General features: G+C 54.6%; 20 protein-coding genes. All 20 read right to left on the bottom strand.

The window, feature by feature from the left end; genetic code table 11:
• Nucleotides 1-24: 24 nt before the first annotated feature.
• Nucleotides 25-1,353 carry a preprotein translocase subunit SecY gene (secY, locus tag ACP7BX_RS22290; RefSeq protein ID WP_003194637.1) on the bottom strand — a complete coding sequence of 443 codons (1,329 nt, stop codon included), beginning with the start codon at nt 1,351-1,353 and terminating at the stop codon, nt 25-27.
• A complete protein-coding gene (gene rplO, locus ACP7BX_RS22295; RefSeq protein WP_003176407.1) occupies nt 1,354-1,791 on the bottom strand; it encodes a 50S ribosomal protein L15 in 438 nt (145 codons plus the stop codon).
• A 3-nt stretch (nt 1,792-1,794) separates the two neighbouring features.
• Nucleotides 1,795-1,971 (bottom strand): 50S ribosomal protein L30, encoded by a 177-nt coding sequence (gene rpmD, locus ACP7BX_RS22300; RefSeq protein WP_003186033.1) that lies wholly within the window; start codon nt 1,969-1,971, stop codon nt 1,795-1,797.
• A gap of 2 nt (nt 1,972-1,973) precedes the next feature.
• Nucleotides 1,974-2,474, bottom strand: a complete 501-nt coding sequence (rpsE, locus tag ACP7BX_RS22305; RefSeq protein WP_003176409.1) for a 30S ribosomal protein S5 — start codon at nt 2,472-2,474, stop codon at nt 1,974-1,976.
• A gap of 3 nt (nt 2,475-2,477) precedes the next feature.
• Nucleotides 2,478-2,828: a 50S ribosomal protein L18 gene (rplR, locus tag ACP7BX_RS22310; protein ID WP_003186037.1), complete on the bottom strand. Its 351-nt coding sequence runs from the start codon at nt 2,826-2,828 to the stop codon at nt 2,478-2,480.
• A 10-nt stretch (nt 2,829-2,838) separates the two neighbouring features.
• Complete coding sequence (gene rplF, locus ACP7BX_RS22315; protein ID WP_003194640.1) at nt 2,839-3,372, bottom strand: 50S ribosomal protein L6; 534 nt, start codon at nt 3,370-3,372, stop codon at nt 2,839-2,841.
• Nucleotides 3,373-3,384: 12 nt separating this feature from the next.
• Nucleotides 3,385-3,777 carry a 30S ribosomal protein S8 gene (gene rpsH, locus ACP7BX_RS22320; RefSeq protein ID WP_010206883.1) on the bottom strand — a complete coding sequence of 131 codons (393 nt, stop codon included), beginning with the start codon at nt 3,775-3,777 and terminating at the stop codon, nt 3,385-3,387.
• A gap of 206 nt (nt 3,778-3,983) precedes the next feature.
• The gene (gene rpsN, locus ACP7BX_RS22325; protein WP_003176414.1) at nt 3,984-4,289 is read right to left on the bottom strand and encodes a 30S ribosomal protein S14; all 306 of its coding nucleotides are present in this window, start codon (nt 4,287-4,289) and stop codon (nt 3,984-3,986) included.
• A 13-nt stretch (nt 4,290-4,302) separates the two neighbouring features.
• Entirely contained in the window at nt 4,303-4,842 is a 540-nt protein-coding gene (rplE, locus tag ACP7BX_RS22330) for a 50S ribosomal protein L5 (RefSeq protein ID WP_003194642.1), read from the bottom strand.
• Nucleotides 4,843-4,864: 22 nt separating this feature from the next.
• Entirely contained in the window at nt 4,865-5,179 is a 315-nt protein-coding gene (gene rplX, locus ACP7BX_RS22335; protein ID WP_007896770.1) for a 50S ribosomal protein L24, read from the bottom strand.
• Between the two features lie 11 nt (nt 5,180-5,190).
• Nucleotides 5,191-5,559: a 50S ribosomal protein L14 gene (rplN, locus tag ACP7BX_RS22340; RefSeq protein ID WP_002555479.1), complete on the bottom strand. Its 369-nt coding sequence runs from the start codon at nt 5,557-5,559 to the stop codon at nt 5,191-5,193.
• Between the two features lie 23 nt (nt 5,560-5,582).
• On the bottom strand, nt 5,583-5,849 hold the full coding sequence (gene rpsQ / locus ACP7BX_RS22345; RefSeq protein WP_003176419.1) for a 30S ribosomal protein S17: 267 nt from the start codon (nt 5,847-5,849) through the stop codon (nt 5,583-5,585).
• Between the two features lie 2 nt (nt 5,850-5,851).
• Nucleotides 5,852-6,043 carry a 50S ribosomal protein L29 gene (gene rpmC, locus ACP7BX_RS22350; protein WP_002555481.1) on the bottom strand — a complete coding sequence of 64 codons (192 nt, stop codon included), beginning with the start codon at nt 6,041-6,043 and terminating at the stop codon, nt 5,852-5,854.
• Nucleotides 6,043-6,456, bottom strand: a complete 414-nt coding sequence (gene rplP / locus ACP7BX_RS22355; protein WP_003176421.1) for a 50S ribosomal protein L16 — start codon at nt 6,454-6,456, stop codon at nt 6,043-6,045. The genes rpmC and rplP overlap by 1 nt, the downstream gene beginning before the upstream one ends.
• 12 nt (nt 6,457-6,468) lie before the next feature.
• Nucleotides 6,469-7,155: a 30S ribosomal protein S3 gene (rpsC, locus tag ACP7BX_RS22360; protein ID WP_003176422.1), complete on the bottom strand. Its 687-nt coding sequence runs from the start codon at nt 7,153-7,155 to the stop codon at nt 6,469-6,471.
• A gap of 13 nt (nt 7,156-7,168) precedes the next feature.
• Nucleotides 7,169-7,501: a 50S ribosomal protein L22 gene (gene rplV / locus ACP7BX_RS22365; RefSeq protein WP_003103908.1), complete on the bottom strand. Its 333-nt coding sequence runs from the start codon at nt 7,499-7,501 to the stop codon at nt 7,169-7,171.
• 11 nt (nt 7,502-7,512) lie between these two features.
• Nucleotides 7,513-7,788 (bottom strand): 30S ribosomal protein S19, encoded by a 276-nt coding sequence (gene rpsS, locus ACP7BX_RS22370; RefSeq protein ID WP_003232420.1) that lies wholly within the window; start codon nt 7,786-7,788, stop codon nt 7,513-7,515.
• A 16-nt stretch (nt 7,789-7,804) separates the two neighbouring features.
• Complete coding sequence (rplB, locus tag ACP7BX_RS22375) at nt 7,805-8,629, bottom strand: 50S ribosomal protein L2 (RefSeq protein WP_003186055.1); 825 nt, start codon at nt 8,627-8,629, stop codon at nt 7,805-7,807.
• Between the two features lie 14 nt (nt 8,630-8,643).
• The gene (gene rplW / locus ACP7BX_RS22380) at nt 8,644-8,943 is read right to left on the bottom strand and encodes a 50S ribosomal protein L23 (protein WP_002555488.1); all 300 of its coding nucleotides are present in this window, start codon (nt 8,941-8,943) and stop codon (nt 8,644-8,646) included.
• Nucleotides 8,940-9,542, bottom strand: a complete 603-nt coding sequence (rplD, locus tag ACP7BX_RS22385) for a 50S ribosomal protein L4 (protein ID WP_003176424.1) — start codon at nt 9,540-9,542, stop codon at nt 8,940-8,942. Before rplD ends, rplW begins: the two co-directional genes overlap by 4 nt.
• Between the last annotated feature and the right edge of the window lie 11 nt (nt 9,543-9,553).

Below are 9,553 nucleotides of genomic sequence, written 5' to 3' on the forward strand. Positions count from 1 at the left end.
AACTCCTCGAACCTTATGGGGTACTCAGCGCAACATGCCGCTGCCGTAGCCCTTCAGGTTGGCTTTCTTCATCAGGGATTCGTACTGGTGCGAAACGAGGTGCGATTGTACTTGGGACATGAAGTCCATCACAACCACGACCACGATCAGCAACGAGGTCCCGCCAAGGTAGAACGGAACGTTTGCTGCAACCACCAGGAACTGGGGCAACAAGCACACGGCCGTCATATATAGAGCACCGAACAGGGTCAAACGAGTCAGAACGCCATCAATGTAGCGTGCCGACTGCTCACCTGGACGGATGCCCGGAATAAAGGCACCGGACTTCTTCAGGTTTTCCGCTACGTCTTTCGGATTGAACATCAACGCCGTATAGAAGAAGCAGAAGAAAATAATCCCTGCACTAAACAGCAGAATATTCAACGGCTGACCAGGAGCGATCGACTGAGAGAGGTCCTGCAGCCAGCCCATATTTTCGGACTGACCAAACCAGGTACCCAACGAAGCCGGAAACAGCAAAATGCTGCTCGCGAAAATTGCCGGAATAACACCGGCCATATTCACTTTCAGCGGCAAGTGGCTGGTCTGCGCAGCGAAGACCTTACGGCCCTGCTGACGCTTGGCGTAGTGAACAGCAATACGACGCTGACCACGCTCAATGAACACCACAAAACCGATAATCGCTACTGCCAGCAAACCGATGGCAACCAGGGCGAAAATGTTGATATCACCCTGACGTGCAGACTCGAAAGACTGCCCAATCGCTCTCGGAAGACCGGCGACGATACCTGCGAAAATCAACATCGAGATACCGTTACCAACACCACGTTCAGTAATCTGCTCACCCAGCCACATCATGAACATCGCACCAGCCACAAATGTGGATACCGCGACGAAATGGAAGCCAAAGTCACCAGTGAACGCAACGCCCTGCCCAGCCAGGCCAACGGACATGCCGATAGCTTGGACGAGGGCGAGGACGACAGTGCCGTAGCGGGTGTACTGGCTAATCTTGCGACGGCCAGCTTCACCTTCCTTCTTCAACTGCTCCAGCTGCGGGCTGACGGCGGTCATCAGTTGCATGATGATCGATGCCGAAATGTACGGCATGATCCCCAGTGCAAAGATGCTCATCCGTTCCAGCGCGCCGCCGGAAAACATGTTGAACAAGCTAAGAATGGTCCCCTCATTCTGTCGAAACAGGTCTGCGAGTCGGTCCGGGTTGATACCTGGAACCGGGATGTGTGCGCCTATTCGGTAGACGATAATCGCCAGGAACAGAAAACGCAGACGAGCCCAAAGTTCAGACATACCGCCTTTGCCGAGCGCTGAGAGAGCACCTTGCTTAGCCATTTATTCCTCGAACTTGCCGCCAGCTGCTTCGATAGCCGAACGCGCACCTTTGGTGGCGCCGATTCCCTTGCCGATAGTGACAGCGCGAGTCACTTCACCGGACAGCATGATTTTCACACGCTGTACGTTGACGTTGATCACGTTGGCATCTTTCAGGGTCTGCACAGTAACGATGTCGCCTTCCACTTTAGCCAGCTCGGACAGACGCACTTCTGCGCGGTCCATGGCTTTCAGGGATACGAAACCGAACTTAGGCAGGCGACGATGCAGCGGCTGTTGACCGCCTTCAAAGCCTGGAGCGATGGTGCCACCGGAGCGGGAGGTTTGACCTTTGTGGCCACGACCACCAGTCTTACCCAAACCGCTACCGATACCACGGCCCGGACGATGCTTTTCGCGACGGGAACCCGGCGCTGGACTCAGATCATTGAGTTTCATCGATTAACCCTCTACACGCAGCATGTAGTAAGCCTTGTTGATCATCCCGCGATTCTCGGGAGTATCCAGGACTTCTACAGTGTGACCGATGCGACGCAGACCCAGACCTTTAACACACAGTTTGTGGTTAGGGATGCGGCCGGTCATGCTTTTGATCAGCGTTACTTTAACGGTAGCCATGATCAGAAGATCTCCTTGACAGTCAGACCACGCTTGGCAGCGATGGACTCAGGAGATTGCATAGCTTTCAAACCTTTGAAAGTGGCGTGAACCACGTTTACCGGGTTAGTCGAGCCGTAGCACTTGGCCAGAACGTTCTGAACGCCAGCAACTTCGAGGACAGCACGCATAGCGCCGCCAGCGATGATACCGGTACCTTCAGAAGCAGGCTGCATGTACACCTTCGAAGCGCCATGGGCGGACTTCATTGCGTACTGCAGCGTGGTGCCGTTCAGATCAACTTGGATCATGTTGCGACGAGCAGCTTCCATTGCCTTCTGGATCGCAGCAGGCACTTCACGTGACTTGCCACGGCCGAAGCCAACACGGCCTTTACCATCACCTACCACGGTCAACGCGGTGAAGGTGAAGATACGGCCGCCTTTAACGGTTTTGGCTACGCGGTTAACTTGAACCAGCTTCTCAATGTAGCCTTCGTCGCGCTTTTGGTCGTTATTTGACATAACTTAGAACTCCAGCCCAGCTTCACGAGCAGCATCAGCCAGCGCTTTCACGCGACCGTGGTACTTGAAGCCAGAGCGGTCGAAAGCCACTTGCGAGACGCCAGCGGCCTTAGCACGCGTAGCGACCAGCTGGCCAACCTTTGTGGCCGCGTCGATGTTGCCAGTGGCACCATCACGCAGTTCTTTATCCAAAGTCGAGGCGCTTGCCAGGACTTTGTTGCCGTCGGCCGAGATGACCTGGGCGTAGATGTGCTGCGACGAGCGGAACACGCAGAGACGCACGACTTCGAGTTCGTGCATTTTCAGGCGTGCTTTGCGAGCGCGACGCAGTCGAGTAACTTTTTTGTCGGTCATTTGCTATGCCCTACTTCTTCTTGGCTTCTTTACGACGGACGACTTCGTCCGCGTAGCGCACACCTTTGCCTTTGTACGGCTCTGGTGGACGGAAGTCGCGGATCTCAGCGGCCACTTGACCTACCAGCTGCTTATCGATGCCCTTGATCAGGATATCGGTCTGGCTAGGGGTCTCAGCAGTGATGCCCGCTGGCAGTTCGTAATCCACAGGGTGCGAGAAGCCAAGGGCCAGGTTCAAAACCGTGCCTTTTGCTTGCGCTTTGTAACCAACACCGACCAGCTGGAGCTTACGCTCGAAGCCTTGGCTTACGCCTTGGACCATGTTGTTTACCAACGCACGCGTGGTACCGGCCATTGCGCGAGTTTGTTGATCGCCATTGCGAGCAGCGAAACGCAGCTCACCAGCTTCTTCAACGATCTCAACAGACGAATGGATGTTCAGTTCAAGAGTGCCCTTGGCACCCTTCACCGAAAGCTGTTGGCCTGCGAATTTGACTTCGACACCGGCTGGCAGCTTAACGGGGTTCTTAGCGACGCGAGACATGCTTATCCCCCCTTAGAACACAGTGCAAAGAACTTCGCCGCCGACACCGGCAGCGCGCGCAGCACGATCCGTCATCACACCTTTGTTGGTGGAGACGATAGACACGCCCAGACCGCCACGAACTTTCGGCAGATCTTCAGCGGACTTGTACTGACGCAGGCCTGGACGGCTAACGCGCTTCACTTCCTCGATGACCGAACGGCCTTCGAAGTACTTCAGCTCGATGGACAGCAGTGCTTTTACATCGCTGCTGATCTGATAACCCGCAATGTAGCCTTCGTCTTTCAGGACTTTGGCAACAGCTACCTTCAACTTGGAAGATGGCATGCTTACGACGGACTTTTCAGCCATCTGGGCATTACGGATACGAGTTAGCATGTCCGCTAACGGGTCCTGCATACTCATGGGCTAGACGCTCCTAATACAAAAAAATTAGCCTTGCGGCTACATATGTCGCCGAGAATCTCCGGGTAAAAAACACGGGCTCAGGCGAGCCGCGTATTTTAGACACACTCCGGAAATGAAACAAGCCCCAAAAGGGGCTTGTTCCAGATTCAAGGTCACCGGCGGTCAGTATCTTGCGATTCAGGCCGCCAGGACGTTGAAAGTACTTACCAGCTGGCTTTAACCAGACCTGGTACGTCACCACGCATTGCCGCTTCACGCAGTTTGTTACGGCCAAGGCCGAACTTGCGGTAAACGCCGTGTGGACGACCGGTCAGGCGGCAGCGGTTACGCATGCGCGAAGCGCTTGCGTCACGTGGCTGCTTCTGCAGAGCAACTGTAGCTTCCCAACGTGCTTCTGGACTTGCGTTCAGATCAACGATGATTGCTTTCAGTGCTGCACGCTTCTTGGCGTACTTGGCAACCGTGAGCTGACGCTTCAGCTCGCGGTTTTTCATGCTCATCTTGGCCATGGTCCTACTCCAATCAGTTGCGGAACGGGAATTTGAAAGCACGCAACAGGGCGCGACCTTCATCATCGTTCTTGGCAGTGGTGGTCAGGGTGATGTCCAGACCGCGGAGAGCATCGATCTTGTCGTAGTCGATTTCCGGGAAGATGATCTGCTCTTTCACGCCCATGCTGTAGTTACCACGACCATCGAAGGACTTGGCATTCAGGCCGCGGAAGTCGCGAACCCGAGGCAGGGAGATCGACAGCAGACGATCCAGGAATTCATACATACGCTCACGGCGCAGGGTCACTTTGACGCCGATCGGCCAACCTTCACGGACTTTAAAGCCAGCGATGGATTTGCGAGCGTAGGTCACAACGACTTTCTGGCCGGTGATCTTTTCCAGGTCAGCAACAGCGTGCTCGATGACTTTTTTGTCGCCGATCGCTTCGCCCAGACCCATGTTCAGGGTGATTTTGGTAACGCGCGGAACTTCCATCACGTTCCCAAGCTTAAGTTCTTCCTTAAGCTTAGGGGCGATTTCCTTCCGGTAAATCTCTTGTAGTCGTGCCATGGTCTTATCTACCTAGCAGTGTTCAAGCATCAACCGCTTTTTGGGTCGACTTGAAGACACGAATTTTCTTACCGTCTTCTACTTTGAAACCAACGCGGTCAGCCTTGTTGGTTTCGCCGTTGAAGATGGCGACGTTAGAAGCGTGCAGTGGCGCTTCTTTCTCGACGATACCGCCCTGTACGCCCGACATCGGGTTAGGCTTGGTATGACGCTTGACCAGGTTCAGACCACCAACGACCAGACGGTCATCAGCGAGAACCTTCAGCACCTTACCGCGCTTACCTTTGTCTTTGCCGGCGATCACGATGATCTCGTCGTCACGACGAATCTTTTGCATGTCGGATCTCCTTACAGCACTTCTGGGGCGAGCGAGACGATCTTCATGAACTTCTCAGTACGAAGTTCACGGGTCACTGGCCCAAAGATACGGGTGCCGATCGGCTCTTGCTTGTTGTTCAGAAGAACAGCAGCGTTGCCATCAAAGCGGATAATGGAGCCATCAGCACGACGTACGCCGTGACGAGTGCGGACTACAACAGCAGTCATCACTTGGCCTTTTTTCACCTTACCGCGAGGAATTGCTTCCTTCACGGTAACTTTGATGATGTCACCGATACCAGCGTAACGACGATGGGAGCCACCCAGCACCTTGATGCACATAACACGGCGAGCGCCGCTGTTATCGGCCACATCGAGCATGGATTGAGTCTGAATCATATAATTTCTCCGACCCCTAGTCCTTAGACTTCCACAGCGCGTTCGAGAACATCAACCAGTGCCCAAGACTTGGTCTTGGCCAGCGGACGAGTTTCACGAATAGTGACTTTGTCGCCGATGTGGCACTGATTGGTTTCGTCGTGCGCGTGCAGCTTAGTCGAACGCTTAACATATTTACCGTAGATCGGGTGCTTAACGCGACGCTCGATCAGAACGGTGATGGTTTTGTCCATCTTGTCGCTGACAACACGGCCAGTCAGCGTACGGACAGTCTTTTCGGCTTCAGCCATGATCACTTACCTGCCTGCTGGTTGAGCACAGTCTTCACGCGAGCGATGTCACGCTTAACTTGCGAGAGCAGATGAGACTGCCCCAACTGGCCAGTTGCTTTCTGCATACGCAGATTGAACTGGTCGCGCAGCAGGCCGAGCAGTTGCTCGTTCAGCTGCTGTGCGGATTTTTCACGAAGTTCATTCGCTTTCATCACATCACCGTCCGTTTAACAAAGGAGGTGGCGAGCGGCAGCTTTGCAGCAGCCAGGGCGAAAGCCTCACGCGCCAGCTCTTCAGAAACACCCTCGATTTCATACAGGACTTTGCCTGGCTGAATCTGGGCTACCCAGTATTCCACGTTACCCTTACCTTTACCCATCCGAACCTCGAGAGGTTTTTTGGAGATCGGCTTGTCCGGGAATACACGGATCCAGATCTTGCCGCCACGTTTAACGTGACGGGTCAGAGCACGACGCGCTGACTCGATCTGACGAGCGGTGAGACGACCACGAGCTACAGACTTCAGCGCGAACTCGCCGAAGCTGACTTTGCTACCGCGCTGAGCCAGACCACGGTTGTGGCCTGTCATCTGCTTGCGGAACTTCGTACGCTTAGGTTGCAACATTTGGCGTACCCCTTACTTAGCAGCTTTTTTACGAGGCGCTGGTGCTTGTGGTTTCAGTTCTTCTTGGCGACCACCAATTACTTCGCCTTTGAAGATCCAAACCTTTACACCGATCACACCGTAAGTGGTGTGAGCTTCGTAGTTGGCATAGTCGATGTCGGCACGCAGGGTGTGCAGTGGCACACGACCTTCGCGATACCATTCAGTACGTGCAATTTCAGCACCGCCGAGACGACCGCTCACTTGGATTTTGATGCCTTTGGCACCAATGCGCATGGCGTTCTGTACAGCGCGCTTCATAGCGCGACGGAACATTACGCGACGCTCCAGCTGCTGAGCTACGCTCTGCGCAACCAGCATACCGTCGAGTTCCGGCTTGCGGATCTCTTCGATATTGATGTGCACAGGCACACCCATTTGCTTGGTCAGGTCCTGACGCAGTTTCTCAACATCTTCACCTTTCTTCCCGATAACGATACCTGGACGAGCGGTGTGGATGGTGATACGTGCAGTTTGGGCCGGACGATGGATATCGATACGGCTTACGGACGCGCTTTTTAGTTTGTCTTGGAGATACTCACGCACCTTCAGATCAGCGAACAAGTAGTCCGCATAAGTCCGACCGTCTGCGTACCAGACGGAGGTGTGCTCCTTGACGATTCCCAGGCGAATGCCAATGGGATGTACTTTCTGACCCATCTCTTCGACTCCGTTACTTGTCAGCAACCTTGACAGTGATATGGCAAGACCGCTTGACGATGCGATCAGCACGGCCTTTGGCACGTGGCATGATGCGCTTCAGCGAACGCCCTTCGTTGACGAAAACGGTGCTGACCTTCAGGTCATCAACGTCTGCGCCTTCGTTATGCTCGGCGTTGGCTACGGCCGACTCCAGCACTTTCTTCATGATCTCGGCGGCTTTCTTACTGCTGAAAGCCAACAGGTTGAGCGCTTCGCCCACCTTCTTCCCGCGGATCTGGTCGGCGACCAAGCGGGCTTTCTGGGCGGAGATTCGAGCGCCCGACAACTTAGCGGCTACTTCCATTTCCTAACCCCTTAACGCTTGGCTTTCTTGTCTGCCACGTGCCCACGATAAGTGCGGGTACCGGCAAACTCGCCTAGTTTGTGGCCGACCATGTCTTCGTTCACGAGAACTGGGACGTGCAAGCGACCGTTGTGTACAGCGATGGTCAGACCGACCATTTGTGGCAGGATCATCGAACGACGCGACCAGGTCTTAACTGGTTTGCGATCGTTCTTTTCCGCCGCCACTTCGATCTTCTTCAGTAGGTGAAGATCAATAAAAGGACCTTTTTTCAGAGAACGTGGCACTGTCGTATCCCTCTATTTACTTGCGACGACGGACGATCATTTTGTCGGTACGCTTATTACCACGAGTCTTCGCGCCCTTAGTCGGGAAGCCCCATGGCGATACCGGATGACGACCACCAGAGGTACGACCTTCACCACCACCGTGTGGGTGGTCAACCGGGTTCATGGCAACACCACGAACGGTTGGGCGAACGCCACGCCAGCGTTTGGCACCAGCTTTACCCAGCGAACGCAGGCTGTGCTCGGAGTTCGAGACTTCGCCCAGGGTCGCGCGGCATTCAGCCAGCACTTTACGCATCTCACCAGAACGCAGACGCAGGGTCACGTAGACACCTTCACGAGCGATCAGCTGAGCCGAAGCACCAGCGGAACGAGCGATTTGCGCGCCTTTACCTGGCTTCAATTCGATGCCGTGTACGGTGCTACCAACTGGAATGTTGCGCAGTTGCAGAGCGTTGCCCGGCTTGATCGGTGCCAGGGCACCTGCGATCAGCTGGTCGCCAGCGCTCACGCCTTTAGGGGCGATGATGTAGCGACGCTCGCCATCTGCGTACAGCAGCAGAGCGATGTGAGCAGTACGGTTTGGATCGTATTCGATACGCTCGACAGTGGCAGCGATGCCATCTTTGTCGTTGCGACGGAAATCGACCAGACGATAATGCTGCTTATGGCCACCACCGATGTGACGAGTGGTAATACGACCATTGTTGTTACGACCACCAGACTTCGATTTTTTCTCGAGCAGCGGTGCGTGAGGAGCGCCTTTATGCAGCTCCTGGTTGACCACCTTGACCACAAAACGGCGGCCAGGGGAAGTCGGTTTGCATTTAACGATTGCCATGATGCACCCCTTCCTTACTCAGCACTGCTGCTGAAATCGAGATCTTGGCCTGGCTGAAGGGAGATAACTGCCTTCTTCCAGTCATTACGCTTGCCCAGACCGCGAGCAGTGCGCTTGCTCTTACCCAGAACATTCAGGGTAGTAACACGCTCTACTTTCACGCTGAACAGGCTTTCGACGGCCTTCTTGATTTCCAGCTTGGTTGCGTCAGTTGCAACCTTGAAAACGAACTGGCCTTTCTTGTCAGCCAGAACCGTAGCCTTTTCGGAAACGTGCGGGCCAAGCAGAACTTTAAATACGCGTTCCTGGTTCATCCCAGCAGCTCCTCGAATTTCTTCACGGCCGACACGGTGATCAACACCTTGTCGTATGCGATCAGACTAACTGGATCGGAACCTTGCACGTCACGTACATCAACGTGTGGCAGGTTGCGAGCAGCCAGGTACAGGTTCTGATCAACAGCTTCAGACACGATCAAAACATCGGTCAGGCTCATGTTGTTCAGTTTGCCCAGCAGATCTTTGGTTTTCGGGCTTTCAACAGCGAAGTCCTGAACCACGACCAGACGGTCAGTACGCACGAGTTCAGCAAGGATGGAGCGCAGAGCTGCGCGATACATCTTCTTGTTGAGCTTCTGCGAGTGATCCTGTGGACGAGCTGCGAAAGTGGTACCACCGCCACGCCAGATTGGGCTACGGATAGTACCGGCACGAGCACGGCCAGTACCTTTCTGACGCCAAGGGCGCTTACCGCCACCACGAACGTCGGAACGGGTCTTTTGCTGCTTGCTACCTTGACGGCCGCCGGCCATGTAGGCCACGACTGCTTGGTGAACCAGCGTCTCGTTGAACTCGCCGCCAAACGTCAGTTCGGAAACTTCGATCGCTTGAGCGTCATTTACATTTAATTGCATGTCAGCTTCCC

Origin of the sequence: Pseudomonas sp. DWP3-1-3b3 (assembly GCF_049896305.1) — a bacterium.
Taxonomy (GTDB): Bacteria; Pseudomonadota; Gammaproteobacteria; order Pseudomonadales; family Pseudomonadaceae; genus Aquipseudomonas; species Aquipseudomonas azotoformans_A.

Excerpts from the sequence above, each read along its gene's own strand:
- secY (WP_003194637.1), bottom strand. The coding sequence starts at position 1,353 with ATGGCTAAGCAAGGTGCTCTCTCAGCGCTCGGCAAAGGCGGTATGTCT.
- rplO (WP_003176407.1), bottom strand. The coding sequence starts at position 1,791 with ATGAAACTCAATGATCTGAGTCCAGCGCCGGGTTCCCGTCGCGAAAAG.
- rpmD (WP_003186033.1), bottom strand. The coding sequence starts at position 1,971 with ATGGCTACCGTTAAAGTAACGCTGATCAAAAGCATGACCGGCCGCATC.
- rpsE (WP_003176409.1), bottom strand. The coding sequence starts at position 2,474 with ATGTCAAATAACGACCAAAAGCGCGACGAAGGCTACATTGAGAAGCTG.
- rplR (WP_003186037.1), bottom strand. The coding sequence starts at position 2,828 with ATGACCGACAAAAAAGTTACTCGACTGCGTCGCGCTCGCAAAGCACGC.
- rplF (WP_003194640.1), bottom strand. The coding sequence starts at position 3,372 with ATGTCTCGCGTCGCTAAGAACCCCGTTAAGCTGCCAGCCGGTGTCGAA.
- rpsH (WP_010206883.1), bottom strand. The coding sequence starts at position 3,777 with ATGAGTATGCAGGACCCGTTAGCGGACATGCTAACTCGTATCCGTAAT.
- rpsN (WP_003176414.1), bottom strand. The coding sequence starts at position 4,289 with ATGGCCAAGATGAGCATGAAAAACCGCGAGCTGAAGCGTCAGCTCACG.
- rplE (WP_003194642.1), bottom strand. The coding sequence starts at position 4,842 with ATGGCACGACTACAAGAGATTTACCGGAAGGAAATCGCCCCTAAGCTT.
- rplX (WP_007896770.1), bottom strand. The coding sequence starts at position 5,179 with ATGCAAAAGATTCGTCGTGACGACGAGATCATCGTGATCGCCGGCAAA.
- rplN (WP_002555479.1), bottom strand. The coding sequence starts at position 5,559 with ATGATTCAGACTCAATCCATGCTCGATGTGGCCGATAACAGCGGCGCT.
- rpsQ (WP_003176419.1), bottom strand. The coding sequence starts at position 5,849 with ATGGCTGAAGCCGAAAAGACTGTCCGTACGCTGACTGGCCGTGTTGTC.
- rpmC (WP_002555481.1), bottom strand. The coding sequence starts at position 6,043 with ATGAAAGCGAATGAACTTCGTGAAAAATCCGCACAGCAGCTGAACGAG.
- rplP (WP_003176421.1), bottom strand. The coding sequence starts at position 6,456 with ATGTTGCAACCTAAGCGTACGAAGTTCCGCAAGCAGATGACAGGCCAC.
- rpsC (WP_003176422.1), bottom strand. The coding sequence starts at position 7,155 with ATGGGTCAGAAAGTACATCCCATTGGCATTCGCCTGGGAATCGTCAAG.
- rplV (WP_003103908.1), bottom strand. The coding sequence starts at position 7,501 with ATGGAAGTAGCCGCTAAGTTGTCGGGCGCTCGAATCTCCGCCCAGAAA.
- rplB (WP_003186055.1), bottom strand. The coding sequence starts at position 8,629 with ATGGCAATCGTTAAATGCAAACCGACTTCCCCTGGCCGCCGTTTTGTG.
- rplW (WP_002555488.1), bottom strand. The coding sequence starts at position 8,943 with ATGAACCAGGAACGCGTATTTAAAGTTCTGCTTGGCCCGCACGTTTCC.
- rplD (WP_003176424.1), bottom strand. The coding sequence starts at position 9,542 with ATGCAATTAAATGTAAATGACGCTCAAGCGATCGAAGTTTCCGAACTG.